Source organism: Odoribacter sp. AF15-53, assembly GCF_003479425.1.
Taxonomy (GTDB): domain Bacteria; phylum Bacteroidota; class Bacteroidia; order Bacteroidales; family Marinifilaceae; genus Butyricimonas.
In genome coordinates this window covers 388029-410948 of record NZ_QUHC01000003.1, presented here as the reverse complement: position 1 = coordinate 410948, position 22920 = coordinate 388029, and the positions used below count along the sequence as shown (strand labels likewise).

Genomic DNA, 22920 nt, shown 5'->3' with positions numbered 1-22920 from the left:
TAATTAAAAAGTTGCCTGCAACTGGAAAGAGAAAGAACGAGCAAAAGGATACTCTGTTCCTCGTTCTATTTTTACAGTAGAAGCACGGAATACATCATTCATATAGAAAGAAAGCTTTAGTCGCTCAACAATTCCTTTTTGCAAGAACTTCCAATCCCTGAAATCATACCCGATATTCAATGATGTCATCTGCAATTCATTCAAATCCTGCACGAAACGTGAAGTCGGCCGCGTGAAATAAGCTGGATCCGTCAAACGTTTATACTTGGCATGTTGACCGGGTGCCGTCCAACGTCCCGTGTAAACCCGTCTGTCCACGTTATATTCAATATCAGAATCTTCCACCTTATCTACCAACGTTTGATTATAAGTCTGTCCTCCCAAACGATAATAGAAAGAAGTATTTACGGAAAAACCTTTCCACTCCATGTTAAAACCGAACGTTCCGGTGTATTTGGGTAATTCATCACCGCAAACAACCTGATCAGCGGCATTCCACTTATAAGTCAACTTTCCGTCTTTTGTCAGGAACATCTCATCTCCCGTCGCCGGATCAATCCCCAAAGACCGTACGGCCCAGATTGCACTCATGGATTGTCCTTCAATATACCGAACAGAAGGTTTCGTTGTTTTTTCTTTATCATCCGGATTATAATTCAAACCTTTATCCTCATCATTGGTATCATTGATGCTTGACAAAGCCTTATTAATTTCTTTGATTTTGTTTGTATTATGCATTACAGAAGCAAACACACTCAAATGCAAATCCCGGTTAGCATCGCTAATGGCTCTCCAATTCACACGTCCCTCAAAACCTTTATTCTGAGATTTACCCAAATTCTCCACGTAAGAATCGAAACCGACAGAAGGAGGCAATGTTACAGGAGTCAAAAGATTACTCGTGTTCTTCACGTAATAATCAAAAGAAATATCGAACTTATTGAAAATGCTTAAGTCTACACCAATATTATTGTCCTGCGTTTTCTGCCATTGCAAATCTGGATTTGCCAACGCGATCAAGTAAGCACCGATAATATTATCATATACCTCCTCTGCATAATAACGATAAGTAGACATCGCCTGGTATGAATTAAAATTCTGCGATCCGGTATAACCCGTTGAAGCACGAAGTTTCAATTGCTGTAACCAAGCCTGATTTTTCATAAACGCCTCGTTATGCACGTTCCAACCGGCTCCTACCGACCAGAAATGTCCCCATCTCCGATCTGCCCCAAACAAGGAAGAAGCATTCGCCCGGTAGTTTGCATCAAATAAATAACGTAAATCATAGGAATAGTTGATAGATGCCAGAACGCTTGTTTCTCTGGATAATGATTCGCTTCCCGTCGGTTTTCCACCTTCCTCGTACTGCAAAGCATGGGTTATATAATCCAGCTTATTGTTCGCAAATCCCTGTGCCTTAACAGCAACCGATTCTGATTTATTCTGACTCATACTCCATTGACCATTCGCATACAAAACATGCTTCTCTTGCCATATTTTAGAATAGTTCAAAGAAATATCCGTGTTCACGTTAGACACTTTCCCGTTAGATTTCGTGTACTCGCCTCTTTTAAAATAATCCTCATCATTAATAGATACATTTCTGAATTTCGTATGATCACGGGGATAAAAAATATCAGATTCATCCGTACGGTGAGTAACTCCAACACGTCCGGTTGCTTTCAAATCTTTCAAAATATTCCACTCGATATAGAAATTATTCGTGATATCCGTGTATTTGCTGTTATCATTCGTGTTCAACGAAGCGTTAATCAATGGATTATAAATAGGAGTAGATTGATTGTTATCATAATACCCCAAAATCTCGTTAACAGAACCATCCTCGTTATAAGGTCTCCAATAAGGATTCAGTTTCGCATAATCCGCAAAAGAACCATAAGGTGAATTAGATGCTTTATTCATTGACAACGTAAGTTGCTCCCGGAATAATAAATTCCCGAAACGATAAGAGAAAGTAAAACCACCTCCAAAATTCTGCCGATCAGATCCTTTCATTACACCCTTCACATCATTATAATTCACTGAAATATCATAACGAATAGCTTCATCTCCTCCTTCAAAATTCAAAGAATGTTTATGACCGACACCCGTACGCAAGGGTTTATCCAACCAATAAGTATTCACCCCACGTTCTACTTCTTGCTTTATCTTCGCGTAAGCCTCATCTTTTTGTTGCTGAACAAGCGGATTATTATTCACAGAAGTGTATCGCCCGGCCAACAACTCAACCTCCAATTTTTCACGGGCATTACACAAATCATAACTACCTAAATCAGGAGCTTGTATATCCAAACTTCCCGTGTAACTTACTTTCAAACTTCCGGCTTCCGGACGAATGGTCTCGATAACCACAACACCGTTAGCACCTTTAGAACCGTACAATGCTTTTGCGGTCGCATCTTTTAATAAAGTAATAGATTCCACTCGATTCATATCCATGTCCATCACTTTATCAATAGCCTGTTCGAAACCATCCACGATAAACAAAGGTTGATTCGGATTTGTTTGATATTTATCTTTCATCCCTGAAAAACTGGAAGCTCCACGCATTTGAATGTCAGGAGTTTTATTCGGGTCAGAACCAAAAGCATTACTCTCGATTACTTGAAAAGAAGGATCCAGATTCTTTAAAGACTGCAACACGTTTGTATTACCCACCCGTGCCAAATCTTCTTTTTTCAATGTCCGGGCAGCTCCGGTATAACTTTCCGCCTTTCGGGTAAAAATACCGGTTACAACCACTTCAGCCATTTCTGTTACAGAAGGAGCCAAGGCCACATTGATTTCACTTTGTCCTTTATAAGCTATTTCCAAGGGTTCCATTCCCACGAATGAAAACACAAGAATCATATCTTTAGTAAAAGGTACCGTCAACGCATACTTTCCATCAATATCCGTAGTCCCTCCCAACGTTGTTCCTTTAATCATCACGGTAACGCCCGGCAATGTCTCCCCTTGTTTATCTTTCACCACACCGGTCAGAGTAACACGTTCTACCTTTTCCGCTTTTATCGGGGCCTTACGGATAATCACAACCTGATTGCTAGTCAACTCGTATTCCAAACCGGTACCTTCCAAACATTGTTTAAAGGCAGCGTCAACCGTTGCATTCTTTATCGCGTAATCTTTCCGTTGCACATGTTTCACGTCATCATTGCTAAACATGATACTCAGTTTCGTCTGACGCTTAATCTCGTCAAACACCTCCGACAATGAAGCATTCTTCATGTCAATATTCACCCGATCCGTGTTTTGTTGCGCGAATGAAAACGATACTGTAACCAGTACAATCTTCACCGATAATAGTAAATGGCATAGCCACCGGGGCAAAACCCGGAAACACTTGCGTTCTTTTTTCATAAAGTAATTTGTTTGATTTTACATTAATCTATTTTCTCTTCTTTTTTCGTCTTTCTGTTTGCGGCAGAAATGATTAAATTTTTCCTTTTTTCTTTTAATTTATTTCCATAACTTTGTCTTTGATTTTACATTAGTCTGTTATCAGGCATATAGGAGAGTGGTATTTGCGGTACCGCTCTCTTTATTTTAGTATCACGGTATTCCCGTTCACGCTAAATGACACTCTCTTAATCTTCTCCATCAATTCAAAAATTTCCGATACCTCTTTATACTTCATTATATCCATTGTAAAACGTATATCTTTTAATTCTGGAGTTGAATAAAAGACATTAAAATCATACCATCGTTGCAATTCGTTCATAATATCCTCCAAGCGGGCATTCACGAACACGATACGTCCCGATTTCCAGGCAACAAATTCATCCACGTTTACTTCCCGCACAACAATCTTTCCCTCATGATCGACTTTTGCCTGCTCGCCCGGAACAATTCGATACACGTCATTATCGCTTTTCACTTCCACGGAACCTTTCACTAAGGTGGTCAATAACTCCTTCTCTTCCGTGTACACTCTCACCCCAAACTCCGTACCCAATACGGCGATATCCGCTTTATCCGTTCTCACGATAAATTTCCGGTTATCCTCGTGTTTCACGCTAAAATAAGCCTCTCCGGTAAACCAAACCACCCGTTCGCCTTTCCCGAAATGCACGGGAACACGCAACTCCGATTCTGAATTCAAGTACACGGTCGTACCATCTTCCAAACGCACGATATACTCGCCACCCCGAGGAATCTGAATAACATTAAAACTATTATCTGCAACAACAATATCGTTATTCTTCATGAAATTCAATGTATCTTTCGTGTTCACCAACGTGGCCAATCCATCATTCACGCACAGGGTTGTATCACCGAAAAGAGAAACTCGCTCTCCCGTTGACAACGTGACAACCGCCTTTGATCCCCCAACCTTAATCTCCCGTTGGGCCAATTGCGAACCCGGATTACCGGCATTCGACATATACCACATAACTGCACCCGCCAACAACGGTAAAATTAACACGGCTGCCACCCGTGGCAAAAGTGATCGAAGACTTCGTTCTTTCGTTTGAACAGTCTCTTTCTTCAATCTTTGCCATCTCTCTTCCCGTAATCTCCGGTTATGATCGCCAATAGCTCCTTTCAAATAATTTTCAGAATGCAATCGTTCAAACAAAGCTCGATTACTTTCGGATGCTCCCAGCCATTCGTCCAAACGATGCTGCTCTTCATCCGAAATCTCTTTAAAAAGAGCCTTAACTACCAAATTTTCAATCTCTCTACGATTCATTTTTCCTCAATCCTTAATATCAACAAACGATCAATTAATAAGGTTAAGAATATTGATTTGTAGAAAATAACTAATGAGTTAAGAATGAATTGATAATGGAATTTTGTCTAATAAAAAATACAGATAAAAATTTCAAATTGAAGAGATCAAAAAAGGATCGTTTATTTCGATTTTAATTAAGAACTCCAAAAAGTAAAAATGGTAGTACTCCAAAAAGCACTTTTTTTCCAAAAAAATAAAGATAAGATTATCCGACGTACATCATAAAACACATCAGATTCTTCAAACGCCCTCTCAGATAATTATTTGCATTCGTCTTATGCTTCTTGATTGTCGTGATAGCGATATTCAACTCCTCGGCTATCTCCTTATGACTTTTCCCTTCCAGACTTTTCATGTAAACATTCCTGCAGGCATCCGGAAGCTCTTCAAAAATATCATTTATCAAAGCGTACACCTCCGCCTCTATCATTTGCTGAACAAACGATTCTTCCGTCTCCTCCACCTTAAAGCCCTCCATTCGTTTCTCTTTTCGTTGAGCATCCCGAATAAAAGTCAAGCAATGATTTCGAACAACCCGGTACAGATAAGTTTTCAACTGCATCTCGTCCTCAAACCGATCTCCTTTCTCCCACAGCTTAATAAATACATCCTGTAACAAATCACATGCAACCTCCTCGTCTTTCACATAACGCATAGCGAAATACTTTAAAGCGGTAAAGTACTCTTCATATACCTCTTTAAATATTCTCGAATTCGACAAACATATCCCATCTACAAATACAGCATTTGACATTCATGCATTATATTAAAATGAATACAAATATAGCGACATTCAAAGAAAATCACGAACGAATTAGAAAATTTCAAAATTACACCTCGCACAACACATCGAATTGCTATTTTTTCATTTACAAAAGATAGAAATGCAACATGGCATAGAAAATAACTAAAAAGAAATGCGTCAAAAGTGTTTTGGACTTCTGACGCATCTCGCATTAACATTATTTCCCGTTTATCCCTTCCCCTTAATCTGCATAACGGGATCTATTAGCAAAATCAGTCTCTGAAATATATTTATATTCCAAATCCAATACCCTGCCGGGAATATTCGTCTCCCAAATAGGAGGGTTCCGTTCTATCAACCCGGTTGTTGTTATATCAAAGGTCATAAACTTGGAACCAGAAGGTGTTTCCACCACCACACCCAACTCCGATTCCTGTGGATTAGACGAGAAATCAATGATACGGGTTCCCGCCGGAAAGTTGTCATAAAAAAGAGTTGTCTTTTTCGTCATTAAATCATAATAATAAATGGCCCCACTCTCGGCAAAGAACAAGTAATCACGAATACGCAATTGATAGAAAAGTGTATTTTCCGTGATATACTGCGCCCCGGAAAATTCTATCACCGAGCCATCTTTTATCGTGGTATATAACGGATCTTCACGATTGTTGTAAGTAGCCCGCCACTTTTGGAAATAAATCTTCCCGTCCTTTTCATACAATAGAACCATATCCGCATTAGGATATACCTCTTTATATCCGGCACAATAAATCAACCGGGCATCGCCCATATCGTTCAAATCCAGAAATCCATCCAACTCTATTTTTTCTGTTTTCATAATCCGGCCGGGTTTATAAAAATCGGTATTAATCCATAATATACGATTTTTCTTCTTGTCATACATGGCCGTGTACTGAGTGGATTCCACTTGTAACAACCGATCGATTTCTATAACCTCACCCTCGTATTCCGACGGGAAATTCACAAATTCGGTCGAATAGAAAGGAGTACTCGATCCGTTCGAGGTAACCCGCGTATAGATTTTTCCGCTCTCGTCCAGCACTAACCCGGCATAATTTCTTTGTGCGAAATCCTTCACCTTCAAGCCCGTCACGCCACTGCCGACAAATTCATCTTTCAGGAATACCTCCTTATCAAGAGAATTCCCATTCAACCAGACGGCCCCACTCTCCTGAATAACCAACAAAAGAGAAGAGGAATTGTAAAGTGTTCTCAGCTTCACGGGCCCCGTACCCAAGGTTTGCCGTCCCTTGAAGAAATCCAGATACGGGACATACACCCGCTTCTCCTCCTCATTCTCCTTTTTATATTCCGGGCGGATATAAGAGAGCACGGACTGCCCGTTTTCATCACTCAGGATCATCCAGCCCTTCTCGTAAGGAGATTTCACGTTAAAAGCAAAACCCAATTGCGTGATGATTCCGTTCGTCGTGTCCTGAGCACACAATTGCACAAGCGTACGTACTGCTTCAGTCGGGGTAAAAACCAATTCCCGCCCCGTGCCCAAGACGATCACATTGCCATTGGCATCCAGCTTGTTGGTCAATTCCCACCAGAATTTAAAATTCGTTGAATCCTGCGGTCGAGTCCATGTCAGTTTCTCCGGCTGCAAACGAAACTCTTCCCCCACGTAAGCGGTAGGATTCCATACACTACCCCAATCAACCTTAACATCATTCGGGGTATCATAATCATAATGTCCCTTATCCTCGTAGCAAGCTCCTAACAACATCAAGCATGCTATCACGCAAAATAATATCTTTGTTTTCATAACTCTCTCTAATTATATTTTCACAGGTACAGACATTTGCATTTCATTTTCCGTGTCCCACGTGGGATTCCTTTGCAAGTAATAATACAATGCCAAAGCGGCAGCCCGTTTCTCACTGTCGGAAGCACTACTCAAATCACTAACCTTGGCCTCCTGAATCAAAAGTTCGTATTTTTTCCGGGAATATTTACCCAAATACGCCTTCTCTACTCCATCCCACCACGCTGGTTTGGACAGCTGGTTATGCATCCAGAAGATTTTAACAATTTTCTCCGCTTGTCCTACCTTAAAATTATCATTCTCTACAACCCGCAACACCAAACGATAGGAATTTGTCTGCATATCATCCGTCAAATAAAGCGTAATATAAGCCGTGTCGGCAATGGTGCCCTTTTTGAAAAAGGTTCTTTCCGGAAGATCAAAATGCACACCCTCCTTAGCCGTCGAAAGCTTCGAATCCGCAACAATTTTGTAATCCCGCTCCAGCGTCGACGCAAACGAGGACATATTCATCACCACGGGCACCTGCAAAACCTTTTCGCCCGGGTAATAAGCAAACGACACCGTAGTTGAATCCACGTACGACTCGGCGAACTGAATATAATCCCCCCCGACGTACGTCTTTATATCATCTTTCTCGCAAGCTGCCAGCAAGAAACAATAACTCAATACATATAAGAATATTCTTTTCATAACAATCAGTTTTAAAGATTCGAATAAGCATCTTCACTATAAGGTCTCGGTAGTACCCACCGACGACTCATGTCTTTCAGTTGTTCTCCGTTGTAAATCGGACGGTTCAAACGTTTGTACAAGAAGAACGTCTGTCCCTCGGACATAAACTCCCGGGTCATGTCATTGTACAACACTTCGAGGAAATCCTTCGCGGTCAAATTATCAAGAGCCGTTGTAGACCCGCGAGCCGTTTTCAACTCTTTCAAAAACACCTTTGCCTGTTTCAAATCCGCTTCATTCTCTGTTCCAGCCAAGTACTCGCACATAATGTAGTACACCTCGCTCATCCGTATCACGGGTGCCAACGGTCCCTGATTCTTCTCTATCGTTGCATCCGATTTATCCGGATTCTTTTCCCAACGAGTCGAACTTCCATCCGCGGCAATAAATTTTTTATATCGAAAATCGCTCAATTCATCTCCGAAAAGATCTTTACTTCCCTTGTAATTTTTGTAACAAAAATAGTTACCCATATTTCTCGTTGCGGCACAGATATCATACAACTTAGCATTATATCCGGCAAACAAAATATCATCCCACATCTTGATATACTTATTTCCGTATTCCATCGTATACCAGTCCGTCCATTTGAACCAAGTACGATCCTTCTTGAAATGATACATATCCAACGCACTCCGGTAAGCCTTCTCACCATCACCCGGTGCGTTTCGATACTGGTATGCACGGGCAAGGATCCCCGACACCGCACAATAGTTCATTCTCACCCCGCGCATGCCAAAGAAATTTCCTCCGGCTGTTAACGTAGAAGTTGCGTAAAAACGCAAATTCACCGTTTGCATACTCGCAGAATATTTATCCAACGTTGACGTATCGTGAGCGGCCACCAACTTTTTAGCCTGTTCCAAATCTCGGATAATGCACTCCAACATCTCATCCACCGTCAAGTGTTTTGTCGAATGACAAGGATAAGTCGTCACGTAAGGCATCCACGCCCCGGAAGGATGTGTTGCCGGTGCCGGAGCAAAAAGCCGCAACAAATCAAAATGCATCATGGCCCGAACCCCGAGCATCTCCCCGAGGATCATATCTTTCTCTATTTGCTTCAATGGAAAGAACGATGAATCGCGTCCCTCGATATTTTCGATAATATAATTACAATTCGCAATCACGGAATACCCGGACTCCCACACCGGATCAATCAACGCTTTATTGTTATTCTTGTCATAAGCGTAATTAGACAAATTTGCATACTTCTCCGGCAATTTACTCTCGTCATAATTGTTTCCGATAACACTGGCAAGTCCCCAAGTCAGGCTCTCCCCGTACAACGAAACATCTCCCAGCAAACGATAGACACCATTCACGGCCGTGTAGAACCCGTCGGGTTTGCTAAATAACTCTTCACCTTTCACGTTTGTACTGGAATCCACGTCCAACCAGTCGTTACAAGACAGTAACACGGCACAGACCGCAAACATGATTATCTTATTCAATATCTTTCTCATAATTTGTTGGTTTAAAAACTTGCACTTAAACTAAAATTAAAAGTTCTGGCAAAAGGATAACTCAAACCCCGCTCCTGCTTAACCGTAGAAAACGTTGCCACGTCATTCATACTAAACTGAGCCTTCAGCATATTTAGCCCTATTTTCTTAACCCAATTGGGATTTACATCATAACCCAAGGATAAAGAATTAAACGTTATATTATTGTTTTTCTGCACGAAACGAGAGGTCGGATTCGTCACCTTGTAACGATCTTTGATAGATTTCAATTTTGTCACGTCACCGGGTTTCTGCCAACGCATGGTCATCACTCGACGATCGGCGTTTTGTTGCCACAAATTCACGTTTTCCACGTTGTTCACTAACGTCTGATTATAAGACTCCCCACCGTATTCGAAAAGGAAAGATGTGTAAAGAGTAAATCCTTTCCAACGCACGTTACAACCAAAAGATCCCTGTAAATCCGGTTCCGTGTTTCCAAGAATTATTTGCTCGGCCGAATTCCACTCGTAAGTGACACTTCCATCCCGGTTCATGAATAATTCTTCCCCGTTCGCCGGTGCGATACCCAATGATTTCATCCCGAAAAGCGAGGTCAGGGATCCACCCTCTTCGTATTTCATGATCGGTGTGGAATAGCCACCCTCAGGCTTGTTCAGATAGGTATTAAAAAAATCATCTACCGCATCATTGTATGCCTTTAAGGCATCCGAGATTTTCAATATCTCGTTTTTGTTATGTGCCCCGCGAACAAACAGGTTAACATCAAAATCCTTACTGCGGCAAACGGCATAATTTACATCAAATTCGTATCCCCGATTCAACACCTCTCCCATGTTTTCCTTATAGGCCGTGAACCCGGTGGAAGAAGGAATTGTCACATCCGTGATCAAATCCACCGTTCGTTTGTCATACCACGAGAAATTCACGCTCAAACGACTAAAGAAACTCAATTCAATACCAAGATTCAACGTGTTGGTTTTCTCCCACTTCAAATGACTGTTTCCCATATAGGACAACTTGCCGCCAATACCCGTCGGGTGCCAACTGTCAAGCATCAACTGGTAGGTATGATTCGCCGCATAAGGTGGAAAAGTCACTTTACCAGTCTGCCCGTAATTTCCTTTGATCTTAGCCGTGTTCAACCAGGTAATGGGTTTTAGAAAGGCATACTTGTGCAAATTGATTCCTGCACCGTAAGACCAGAAAGTAGCCCAACGTTGATCAGATCCGAACTGTGAAGAACCATCAAAACGCATGGAAACATCCATCAGATAAATATCTTTCCAAGTATAATTCGCAAAAAGGAATGTACCTATCAACCGGGAATGACTGTCCGAAACGGACGGATTATTGATAATTTCTTTGGCGTACTTTTGATCATGCAATTGGGCCGACGGGAATCCCCGGAACGAAGATAACTCGTAAGTCGATCTGTCCTCCGTAATATTCAATCCTAAAGAAAGATTCAAATTATGGTTTCCGATCGTGTTGTTGTATATCAACAGCACATTCGTGTTCCAACTGAACGCTTCCTGCCTAGTTTTCGTCAACTCACCCTTCTGAAAAGGAGATATTGTTTGAAGAGCATATTTCGAAGAATTGGGATCTAAAAATTTTTCCGTGCCACTTTCCTTGTACTTTAATGCCAATTGGGCTTTAAGCTGAAGCCCCCGGGTAAAGTACGCATTCATCGTCAGATTATTCGTAAATTCACGATAATCACTTTTGTCGAAATTACCTAATGTCGCTTCAAATAAAGGATTTGGTTTCGCTCCCGACGATCCCCAACCGCCTTCGATTGTCGGGGAATATTCCCCGGTTTCCATATCCTTGGGCGTGTAATAAGGTTGTCTTGTCGTGTAATCGGAAAAACTCCCGTAGGGTGAATTTTGTGCCTTCATCATACTGAATATTACCTGATTATTCAACTGAAACCCTTTTAGCCGGTAATCCACCTTAAAGTCTCCCCCATAAGTCCGGCGATAGGATTCCTTCATCACACCATTCTGCCCGCTATAATTCAATCCCAACCCGAAACGCACGGATTCAGCCCCACCGTCTATATACAAACTATGCTTGTGATTAAATTGCGTCTGCAAAGGCTGCGACATCCAATACGTGTCGATTCCCATAGCTACATTCCGGTATTTGTTCCGGTAATCGCTTAAACGCTGAAAATAATCATTCGTACCACTCGTACCGTTTGGGCTCTCGGCATCCAATAACCCGGCGGCCAGCTCGGCCTCCAATTTCTCCCGTGCATTCATCAAATTATAATCTGAAAGATCTGGAGCCGTTACCGATCCCGTAAAATAATAAGCCATCCGCAACCGCCCGGGTGACGGCGCCACCGTTTCAATCACGACAACCCCGTTGGAAGCCCGGCTACCGTACACTGCCGTTGCCGCCGCATCTTTCAGGATCGTCACGCTCTCCACCCGGTTCAAATCCAAGTCGTACACCTTCTCGACGGAAACCTCGTAACCATCCATAATAAAAATCGGCGTATTCGGATTATTTGTCAAAGCATATTGTGAAATATCATCTGTCGTGGCATTGATTTTATCCAATTGCTTCACGCTCTCTATTCCAGAACGTCCCCGCACGTAAAACTCGGGTAAGGTATTCGGATCGGACCCCATCAAATTATTCTTGATCATTCGTAAAGAAGGATCAAAAACTTGCAAGGCACTAATAATATTACCCGAAGTAACCTTCTTCAACTCCTCTCTTGTAACAGAAGTTGCACTACCGGTAAAACTCGTTTTCTTCACGTTGGCGTATCCCGTTATCACCACATCCTCCAAAGTTATTTCTTGCTCTTTCATCACGACCTTCAATTCCTTCCGCACCTCCCCCGCCTTCAATTTTTGCAATTTCACGCTTGTTGTCTCCATACCGATAAAAGAAAATACCAAAGTGACGGTATCCTGTAGCACGGTGATCTGGAAAGCCCCGTTTACATTCGTTGATACCCCCAGAGATGTACCTTTTATCTGAATGGTTACCCCCGGAAGGACCGTTCCTTTCTCGTCCACAACAATACCCTTCACGACCTCCGATTTCACGGAATCAGCCTGCACGGTAGGCTTCTGAAGAACGATAAAAATAACGTCATCTTCAAAAAAATATTGCAAAGACGTGTTTTTAAATACCTTGTTCAGCACCTCCTGTACCGTACACTTCTCCACCTTCATATCAAAACGAGACAATTTCGCCACGTGTTCTTCATTGTAAACGAAACGTAACCCTGTCTGTTTACGAATTTCTTTGAATAAGGAATTCACGTCTGCACGATGCAAATTCAAAGACACAATTTGTTTTTGCGAATACGTGTTTGCTGTCGCATAACACATAAAAGCAAACATAAAAATCGAGAATAATTTCATAATCTTTAGAATTTTCGATTTTTTAAGCTCCCATTGAGCGAAAATCCAACTACATTTCATAAATTTGTGTTTGAAAGTTTAACAATAGGACAGGAATCTATTAACCCTGTCTTTAGTTAGTATGAGATGAATATGTGTCACCATTTTCATCTCTTTTTATTTATAATTAACTACGATCGTTCTTCCTTTAATTTCAAACTTCACATCGGAAATTTGCTCGAAAAAATAGAGTAAATTCTGAATCTCCTTATAACGCACCATATCCCCGGAAAGATGTACGTTCCGTACTTCATCGTTCCCGTAAAAAACATCCACATCGTACCACAACGACAACTTATCCATGATTGCCCCTAAAGAGGCATTATCAAACACGAAGTTACCGTCTTTCCACGCCACGTAAGAAGTGATATCGACATTTTGGACATACACGTCCCCTTTTTCCTGATCATAGACAGCTTTTTGCTTCGGCAGCAATATAATCTCTTTATCATCCGCGATGATTCCGACACGACCTTCTACCAATACCGTCTCCACGATCCCCTTCATCTGGCTGTTGACGTTAAATTTGGTCCCGTACACCTTCACGGTCATTTGCTCAACATTCACGATAAAAGGTCGTGACTCATCCTTTGACACCTCAAAATAGGCCTCCCCTCTTAACGTGACGGCACGTTTATCTTCAGCAAATTGCACCGGGTAGCTAATTTCCGAATCTGAATTTAACCAGATTTTAGTTCCATCACCCAGCTCCATCTTGTACTCCCCTCCCCGAGGAACGACTATACGGTGAACGATTTTTTCCTTCTCTTCTGTCACGGGATCGTAAGAGACTCCATCCTTCTCGTCCACCCGAATCACTGTTCCCTCCTTCTGAATCTCACCGGTTACTTTTGCCAGAGGGATCGTTTCTCCCGAAGCTAAATACAACACAGCTTTTTTCCCCCCGGGCCGGATAGACTCAATTTGTTCCATGCCTTTTGATTTATCCCATGTTCCCGCATATTTCCAAACACTCACACCTATTCCGCACAATAAAACGAGAACAGCAGCCACGGACGACAGACGACGAATATACAAACGACGTCTTATTCGCTTGTAGGTCTTTTCAATATCATCCCGAACTAATTCGCCCTGATCCTTGATAATCCTAATTTTCATTTGTAACAAATGCCACTGTTCTTCCTGCATTTTCTTGTGGATAGGGTCTATTGCCCTTTCCCAAAAATCAGGGGAATCCATTTCTTGGAAAAGATTCTCATTACGGTCAGACTCACGTCTCCACTGGTCCAACAGTTGAGATTCCTCGTCATTCGTTCCGAATGTGAAATATTTTAACAATATTCGAGATATTTTATACATATCCTTTCTATATAACATCAAACACAACGTGTATCTGATTTTATATCAAAGACGCCAAATATCTGGAAAGGTGTTATATCATTTAATGTTTTTTAGAAAATAATTCTAAAACTTAGATATCAGAAGAAATTAACATCATTAATACAAGTAATTTTTCTAATCGATCCTTTATATAATGATTGGCATTATTCTTATGCCGTTTAATCGTATTTATCGCTATATGCAGTTCATCTGCTATCTCCTGATGAGATTTTCCTTCCAAACTTAAACGGTACACTCTTTTACAAGATTCGGGCAATTCCTCAAAAACTTGATTAATTAAAGAAAAAACTTCTGATTCAATAACACGACTTACAAAATCTTCCTCAACTTCATCACTACCATAATCCTCCAAACGTTTTTCCGCCCTTTTTTTATCCCGTATATAAGTCAAACAATTATTTCGCACGCCCCGGTAAAGATAAACTTTAAAAACTTCTTCATTCTTAAAACTCTCTCCCTTTTCCCATAGTTTCAAAAAAAAATCTTGTAATAAATCAAAAACCATTTCTTCATCCCCCAAATAATGCATAGCAAAGTGTTTTAAAGCGGTAAAATACCGTTCGTAATTCGCTTTAAACTGTTTGGAATCGGATAGATCCACGACCTCTATTGATTTATCACTAAACATTTCTCTCGTATAAAAAGATGCACACTCGCTGACATATAATCTTATTATTCAAAAATAATGAAATATAAATACGAAACTATAATTATCTTGTATTTTAACATTCATTAAATTTACTCGTTTCATTCTATTCCAATTCATCTATATAAATAAAAAATCCCAGGAACAGTCATATTCCCGGGACAATATATAATCCAAACGATTCGCCAGCCTAAGAAGCGATCTCGCCTTTAATAATCTCGATAATCTTCTCGTTATTGATAATAATCATACCATGCTTATCGCTCGTAATACCTTGTTCTAACTTATAAGTATAAGTCGGTAACTTACCCTTCATCACGGTCGGGAGATACTCGAACGTCACGTTATTACAATGTTTTCCAAGTTCCTGTCCAACCTCGATAATGTGGGTCGAAACCATGAACGCGCAATTCTTCCTCTCGGCAATAGCCTCCGTTACAGCCAGTGTCGCATCGAAAGCATCTTTCACGTTCGTTCCCTTGAACAACTCGTCAAAGATCACGAGCAAATGCTTATCCCGGCTAACCTCGATGGCAACCTTCTTCACGCGAAGAACCTCAGCGTAAAAATGGCTATATCCCAGATTAATATTATCAGGCACATTAATAGAAGTATACATACCGTCCTGAATCCGGAATTTCATAGATGTTGCGGCCACGGGGAACCCCATGTGAGCCACGTACACGGCAATACCGAATGACTTCATCAAAGTTGATTTACCGGCCATATTCGCACCCGTCAGGAAGAACACGTTTTTATCAACAGTCACATCCACGTCATTCGAAATCGCCCCATCAATCCGGGGATGATGCACCCCTTTCACGGAAATCAATACATCACCGTCAACAACAGCCTCGGCAAAACAGAAATTCTTTTCCCTGGCGACATTTCCCACAACCACGTTCACATCAACATCTTGAAGAATCTCGATCACCTCCTTGAATTTTTTATGACAAGAGCAACGCAAATTCTGATCAAAAAGAATCAAATCCATTAAACCGGGATTCTCCCGACGTGAATTCTCCAACAATTTAACAATTTTACTATCATTCAATAAAGCCTTCCCGCGTTCTGCCACCTCTTGAAAACGATTGCCGGCAGCATCCTTTCCCAACTCATCGAAATACTTCCGGGCCTTGCGGAAAAACTCTATCGACGTCACGACACGATCCCGTATGATTCCGAACTCTTGATCATGACTGATATAAAACATTGCCTTCGCCCGCATGATCTGCACCATATTCATAAAACCGCGCTTACCGCTAGCCCCGGCGATATATTGTTCCACGGTATCGAACTCCTCTTTACCAAAAGGAAAACCGAAATTATGTTCTTTGAAATAACGGAACACGGATGAACGATCATTAATTGCCTTGGCATCCGTCAACGGGTGCAGGAACATATCTTCCATCTTCCGCTCTCCTCCACGGGTTATAGTATCGACATACAAGCTGTAAACGGAACTATTTTTATATTTCCCCAAGAGATTCAAATCATCCAACGTTTGTTTATCTGTCTCGAAACTCATACTTCTCCATTTTTAATGATTTCAATAATATGCTCGTTATTCACGATCATCATACCGTGACGATCATCCGTGATACCGGGAGCCAGCGTGTAAGTATAAACCGGTTTACTACCCTCCATCTTGGTCGGTAGATAAACGAAATTAATATTATCACACTTTTCCTTCAATACCTCTCCGGCCTCTATAATATGAGTCGAAATGATAAACGTGCAATTCCGGATTCCGGCAAAAGCCTCCGTAACCGCCACCGTTGCATCGTAAGCATCCTTCACGTTCGTCCCGCGGAAAAGTTCATCGAACACCACGATTAAATGTTGAGTCTGTCGAACCTGTTGTGCTACTTTTTTCACGCGTAATACCTCGGCATAAAAATGGCTATATCCCATACTCAGGTTATCCGGCAAGTTGATTGTCGTGAACATACCGTTCTGAACGGAAAACTCCATTTCCGTGGCAGGAATAGGGAATCCCACGTGAGCCAAGAAAATAGCAATCCCGAAAGACTTCATAAAAGTTGACTTCCCGGCCATATTCGCCCCAGTCAGGAAAATCACGTTACTATTCTCGTCCACCGTTATCGTGTTCCCTACCGGTTTCGTCAGGAACGGATGAAACACACCTTTCAGAATCAACGTGTTTTTGTCGTTCGGATGAGCTTTTGCAAATATAAACCCGCGTTCCTTTGCCACGTTAGCAACAGCCATGTACACGTCCAACAGGTAAACGTAATACAGGATCTTCATCAGCTTATCTCGCTCCTCGAAACGGAAAACACGGTCGTAAACAACAGCCTGCTCGTAAGCCAGCTTCTTCTTCCCCTTTTCGGAAACATACCACGACCATTTTTCATTTCCCAACAAACCTCTCAGGTTCCCGGTCAACTCCGCGATCGTCTTGTTCTCAGCATCCGCCTTGGAATTCTTCAAGAAAGCGTCCAACGTGTTCAACAACTCGATACAACAAACAATCCCGTTATGGATCTGGGTATACTCGGTATCCGTTCCAACAAGATTCTTAAATTTTCTTCCCAGCGTGTTATCCTGCGTCATTAATTGGGTACGCCTATCCGTGTTGCCCAAATAAAACTCCATCGTGTCGAAAATCTCGCTACGAAACGGGAATTCGGCCGCAATATCCCGGTAATAACGAATAACATCACTCCGCTCGTTAATCTGTCCGGCATCTGACAAAGGATACAAGAACATCTCTTCAAGAATTTTCGCCCCTCCCCTCGTACGGGTCCGGTTGAAAATATCGTAAACAGATTTCGTCCGATTATTCCCGAAAATGGCCAGATCATCCAAAGTCTGCTTGTCTATTTTAAAACTCATCTTATTTTAATTGAAAAATTGAAAATTGAAAATTGAAAATGTGAATATAGTAATTAATTATCACATTTTCAATTTTCTTATCTATCTGATTTTAAATCCGGAATTATAAATCATTTATCTTCCTTTTCTACGAATCCAGATAAAGACACCTCCACCTGCTAAAATCAACGGAATCAACAACATAAACGACCACTTAATCATTTTAGTTCCCGATTGAGACACATAAACTTTATCATCCGGAAGTGCGGGACGTCTCACGTCAATCGGAACTTCATTATCAGAAAACCAGAAGAAGCCTCCGGTAATCAATGAGAAGTTGTTCGTACGAGCATGCGGAACTCTTCGTCCGAACTCTCCGTTACTGATACAATCGGCATCACCGGTAAGGATAATTTTCTGTTCTTTGTTTCCAACTTTTCTTGACAAAGCCACGACCGTATTATAAATCTTCTCCACTTCTCCGATAGACGGGTTCAAACGAACGGTATCATCAATGAAATCAGTAGTCTCCAACTCATTCCAAACGCCGATCGTGTCAGTTCTAAACATATTCGTCACAACATACCCTTTGTCCTCAATCTGTTCCAATCCGGCCGTAGTAGGCGTTGTGATCACCATGTTACGTCTGCGCATCATATTGAAATCATAAGCGATCGTATCAGCCTCTTCCGTCGGGTACGAAAGGATAACATCTGCTTGAAGATTCGTATCCCGTTTAACCAATACTCCCGTTGTCATCTCGTAACCGAATTTAGCAAACAACTTATTCATCACATCCCGACGTCTCGGTTCTCCAAGAATGAATAAATTACCCCCGCGATCAATATATTGCTGCAAATTAGCTTCTTCTTCCGGCGTAAACCATTCACGTAGATCCGAAACAACCATGATATTAATCTTTTCCGGTACCTGTTTGTCCAAAGTAACATTAGCCACATCAAACCCTTGATTTTCCAAAGAATAACGGAATGATTTATTATTAGCGAATGCACTGTAATCACGGTCTTTACCACCGGCATAACTACGTTCTCCATGCCCGCTCACGAAACCGACAACCGGCAACTCCATCACCATCCGTTTGAATGCGGCAGAAATTTCTTTCTCGCTTGGGAATTTTTGCATATCATTATAAATACGCAACCAAGCCTTTTCTCCATTTTCACGTACAATCTGCCGTACGAACGTGTTATTCTCTCCCGATAAATCAATCATCGCACGAATCTCTTCCGGTCCGATAAATTTATTTGAATCCAACCCGTAAGTTTTACATACCTCGACCATCTTCTGACGGAGAGTCATATTCGGGAACCTTCTGTCCAACATCGGGTTAGCCGTCGTGTCGTAATAGTACACGTATTTTAGCTTGATATCCGGTTTGAAGCGTTGATATTGCTCGAAACGCTCCATATCAGGCTTCAGGAAATAAGGAGCCGCGTACCAGGCCGATCCCGGGTCAAGCGCGTTGATATAAGTCGTTATCGTCATACCGCCATCCAATTTCGCCACGATATCCTGGCTATTCGGGGTCAACGTGTTCAACTTCGTCTTCGTGGCATCATAATAAACCTTCATTGTCGGGAGGGAAGACAAATATCCCAAGAAACAAGCCAAAAAGATAACACCGACATTTCTTCCTAAAGTGATCACGAAACGAATTTTCTGACGAACCGAGTTCAAACGAATAATCGTTAACGCCAAGAAAAGACAAACCACGATCACGAAATAAAGCACGTCCTCGCTACAAATCAACCCGGCAATAAACTTCCCGCTTCGACCGGGCATAGCCAACCAATAAGTCACGTCACGCACGAAATCATAATCCTGCCACCAGCCACCGATCATGCTCAACAACATCAACACGGCAAACGTGCCGATCGCTGCCACGATCTGGTAAGACGTCAAGCTGGACATGAAAATACCGATTGCCGCGTATGCACAAATCAACAGATACAATCCCAACAATCCCACGAGAACCATCGGTAAATCGAAATCCTTGACAACACCCCAACTGCAAAGTACGATCAAAAACAAAATAGCGATCATGAAAAAACCGTAGATCATCATGGAGAAGAATTTACCCACGATAATCTGGAAATTCGTGATCGGGGAAGAATACAACAAACGAATCGAACCGCTACTCAACTCCTTGCTGACCAGACTCATCGTTAAAAGAGGAATATAGAAATACAAGTAATTCTGCATACTCGTGAAAACCCCACCCCAACGGCTGGCAAAAATTGTCATCGTAGACCCATTAATATTATATCCCATTTCTTGGCTGGCCACGAGTCCTTCCAACTGTCCGGCGAAAAGCATCCCTGCTTGCACGGCAAACACGACCAAAATTAGCCACGCCACGGGAGAATAGAATAGCATTTGCAATTCCGTCCTCGCTATATTATATATCATTTTAAACATAACCTGATTTTTTTAATGTGCTTTCTTAGATATTTCTGCAAATATATTATCGAGCGAGCTCTTCTCCACACGAATCTCGGACAGACGCCAATCATTGGCCGCGCTCAACTTCACGATCTGATCTATAACTTCTTGCGCTTCCGAGAATCGGATACGGAAATTCCTGTTTCCCAACTCGTCCACACCCAAAACGCCCTCGATCTTCGTCAACTCATCCACGACAGGAGGATCAATCATAGCAACATAAAGAGAATTCGGAACAATATAATTATCAAATTCATCCACGGTACCCATAAATACCATCTTTCCTTCCTCAATCATCAAAATATGATCACAAGTAGCTTGTACCTCGGTTAATATATGAGTGGAAAGAATCACCGTACGATCTTGGGCAATATCCCGGATCAAATGACGGATCTCCATAATTTGATTCGGGTCCAGACCATTCGTAGGCTCGTCGAACACAACCAGATCAGGTTTATGCACGATCGCCTGGGCAATCCCCACACGTTGCTGATAACCACCCGACAAATTCTTGATCAAACGCTTGCGGAAATGAGTGATACCACAACGGGCTAAAACCTCTTCCACCGCGGAATGGAGTTCATTATCCGGGACCCAACGCAACCGCGCGCAATGAAGCAAATACTCTTCAACAGTTAAATCACCGTACAAGGGAGGCTTCTGCGGCAGGAAACCGATATGCCGTTTAGCGTCAACGGGTCTTTTACGGGCATCTATCCCCTTGATAAAAACCTGTCCTTCCGTTTGCTTGATGACCCCACAAATAATGTTCATCGTGGTTGACTTGCCGGCGCCATTCGACCCCAACAAACCGTAAATCCCCCTTACGGGAATCTCGAAACTTATGTCTCTTACGGCCCATTGAATGCTGTAACGATGTGACAAGTGTTCGACTTTTACAATTGGCTCTTCCATAAATTTGTTATTAAAATTAATATTGCATACAACAACACTTTTTATCAAAGCTTTATAAAAAGACGTTCCAACAACAATTTAGTGTTATTCAAAAATCAACTTTATGAAAATTTTAAGATACCCAAATCAACTAATTCCCTAACAACCACCGAATTACTCTTTTCATCATCTCGCATTTTCAGAAGAAAATAACATATCCACTCTTACCCTTATCATTCCACGAAATAAATTCACACCAAATATCTGGAACCTTTTTTTATATTTCGTTTTGTCAAAAATAGTAAAATCCAAATATGAACAGCATCAAAAAATCGACTTTAACTTTTTATTAATAACAACATTAAGAATCTTTTCACACATAGAAAATTATGTGGATAAAAAATCTCCCGCCTTATTGCAGTTCTAGTCGGAATCACCTAACTTGCAGACCTAATTAGATGCAAACCCTGGATGTTAAAGCAAATGAAAAAAACAAAGTGGATATGGATTTGGGCCGCGATCGGGCTCGTATTGGGTATTATTATTTTCTGGCCTAGTAACAAAGGTAACAAACAAGCCATACTGGATGCCAATGCAGTAGAAGAAGTTGTCGACTCCACGGAACAACAACAGGTACATTATAAATACGGGATACCCTCTGACGATTTCGAAGTAGAGGAAGGAGTTGTGGGTAAAAATCAAAACCTATCCCTAATCCTTGCCAAATACAAAGTTTCCCCTGCCAAGATTCACGAAATATCTCAACGTTGTAAAGATGTTTTTGACCTACGAAAAATAAAAAGCGGGCAAAACTACACGCTTTTCTTGGCGAAAGATAGTCTTCGCACGCCCGAATTTTTCATTTATGAAAGCAACGCGCTCGAATACGTCGTGATTGACTTCAAAGAAAGCGCGGACATTTACATCGGGAAAAAAGATGTCGTGAAAAAAGAAGGTACAGCAAAAGCTGTCATCACATCCTCGTTATGGAATGCCTTCTCTGCCGCAGGAGTAAACCCGAATCTAGCAATTACGTTATCTCAGATATATGCATGGAGTATAGATTTTTACGGGATAGCCAAAGGAGATTCCGTTCTTGTCATTTACGAAGAATCATACGTGGAAGACAAACCGTTAGGAGATTACGAGATAAAAGGAGCCATATTTAATCACATGGGTAGAGACTACTTCGCCATTCCTTTCGAGCAAGATGGCAAGCTTACCTTCTTTGATGAAAACGGGAATAGTTTACAAAAAAGTTTCCTGAAAGCCCCCTTGACTTATTCTCGGATTTCGTCGGGATTCTCCAACAATCGTTACCATCCTGTCTTAAAAAGATACCGGGCACATCATGGTGTTGACTACGCCGCACCAACGGGAACCCCAGTAAAAACGATCGGAGATGGCGTTGTCGTGAAAAAAGCTTACCAAGCCAATGGTGGAGGAAATTACGTAACCATCAAACATAACAGCGTGTACACCACCACCTACATGCACTTGTCAAAATTTGCAAAAGGCATCCAACCCGGCAAAAGAGTCCAACAAGGCGATGTTATCGGGTATGTCGGCAGCACAGGATTAGCAACCGGCCCCCACTTGGATTTCCGGGTATATCAGAACGGATCGCCGATCAATCCATTAAAAATGAACTCTCCACCCAAAGAACCTGTATCAAAAGAGAATATGCCTCAATACATCCAAGTGAAAGACTCGCTCGTGAATATTCTGAGACAGATCTAAAAAAATACGATCACATAGCAAACCGGATTAAATAGAGTTTAACTAACTT

The 22920-nt window shown here is 41.6% G+C and carries 14 protein-coding genes; 1 reads left to right on the top strand and 13 read right to left on the bottom strand.

Going from position 1 to position 22920, the window contains the following annotated elements:
• Positions 1 to 3 precede the first annotated feature (3 nt).
• The 13 genes from DWW52_RS09720 to DWW52_RS09660 all read right to left on the bottom strand — a co-directional run bounded on the left by DWW52_RS09720 (position 4) and on the right by DWW52_RS09660 (position 21152).
• Positions 4 to 3384 (bottom strand): SusC/RagA family TonB-linked outer membrane protein, encoded by a 3381-nt coding sequence (locus tag DWW52_RS09720; protein ID WP_118715301.1) that lies wholly within the window; start codon positions 3382 to 3384, stop codon positions 4 to 6.
• 181 nt (positions 3385 to 3565) lie between these two features.
• Positions 3566 to 4717, bottom strand: a complete 1152-nt coding sequence (locus DWW52_RS09715) for a FecR family protein (RefSeq protein ID WP_118715300.1) — start codon at positions 4715 to 4717, stop codon at positions 3566 to 3568.
• 247 nt (positions 4718 to 4964) lie between these two features.
• Entirely contained in the window at positions 4965 to 5513 is a 549-nt protein-coding gene (locus tag DWW52_RS09710; RefSeq protein WP_199691979.1) for an RNA polymerase sigma-70 factor, read from the bottom strand.
• 232 nt (positions 5514 to 5745) lie between these two features.
• Entirely contained in the window at positions 5746 to 7296 is a 1551-nt protein-coding gene (locus DWW52_RS09705; RefSeq protein ID WP_118715299.1) for a PKD-like family lipoprotein, read from the bottom strand.
• 12 nt (positions 7297 to 7308) lie between these two features.
• Entirely contained in the window at positions 7309 to 7989 is a 681-nt protein-coding gene (locus DWW52_RS09700) for a DUF4843 domain-containing protein (RefSeq protein WP_118715298.1), read from the bottom strand.
• Between the two features lie 11 nt (positions 7990 to 8000).
• Positions 8001 to 9497 carry a RagB/SusD family nutrient uptake outer membrane protein gene (locus DWW52_RS09695; RefSeq protein ID WP_118715297.1) on the bottom strand — a complete coding sequence of 499 codons (1497 nt, stop codon included), beginning with the start codon at positions 9495 to 9497 and terminating at the stop codon, positions 8001 to 8003.
• Between the two features lie 11 nt (positions 9498 to 9508).
• A complete protein-coding gene (locus DWW52_RS09690) occupies positions 9509 to 12889 on the bottom strand; it encodes a SusC/RagA family TonB-linked outer membrane protein (RefSeq protein ID WP_118715354.1) in 3381 nt (1126 codons plus the stop codon).
• A gap of 156 nt (positions 12890 to 13045) precedes the next feature.
• Positions 13046 to 14248, bottom strand: coding sequence for a FecR family protein (locus DWW52_RS09685; protein WP_158582546.1), 1203 nt, complete (start codon positions 14246 to 14248; stop codon positions 13046 to 13048).
• Between the two features lie 112 nt (positions 14249 to 14360).
• On the bottom strand, positions 14361 to 14918 hold the full coding sequence (locus tag DWW52_RS09680) for an RNA polymerase sigma-70 factor (protein ID WP_118715295.1): 558 nt from the start codon (positions 14916 to 14918) through the stop codon (positions 14361 to 14363).
• Between the two features lie 208 nt (positions 14919 to 15126).
• Positions 15127 to 16464 (bottom strand): hypothetical protein, encoded by a 1338-nt coding sequence (locus DWW52_RS09675; RefSeq protein WP_118715294.1) that lies wholly within the window; start codon positions 16462 to 16464, stop codon positions 15127 to 15129.
• Entirely contained in the window at positions 16461 to 17795 is a 1335-nt protein-coding gene (locus tag DWW52_RS09670; protein ID WP_118715293.1) for a DNA mismatch repair protein, read from the bottom strand. The genes DWW52_RS09675 and DWW52_RS09670 overlap by 4 nt, the downstream gene beginning before the upstream one ends.
• A gap of 114 nt (positions 17796 to 17909) precedes the next feature.
• Entirely contained in the window at positions 17910 to 20213 is a 2304-nt protein-coding gene (locus DWW52_RS09665) for a Gldg family protein (RefSeq protein ID WP_118715292.1), read from the bottom strand.
• Between the two features lie 12 nt (positions 20214 to 20225).
• Positions 20226 to 21152, bottom strand: a complete 927-nt coding sequence (locus tag DWW52_RS09660; protein WP_118715291.1) for an ABC transporter ATP-binding protein — start codon at positions 21150 to 21152, stop codon at positions 20226 to 20228.
• 462 nt (positions 21153 to 21614) lie between these two features.
• On the opposite strand from DWW52_RS09660, the gene DWW52_RS09655 reads away from it, so the two are divergent.
• Positions 21615 to 22871 (top strand): peptidoglycan DD-metalloendopeptidase family protein, encoded by a 1257-nt coding sequence (locus DWW52_RS09655; protein ID WP_118715290.1) that lies wholly within the window; start codon positions 21615 to 21617, stop codon positions 22869 to 22871.
• Positions 22872 to 22920 lie beyond the last annotated feature (49 nt).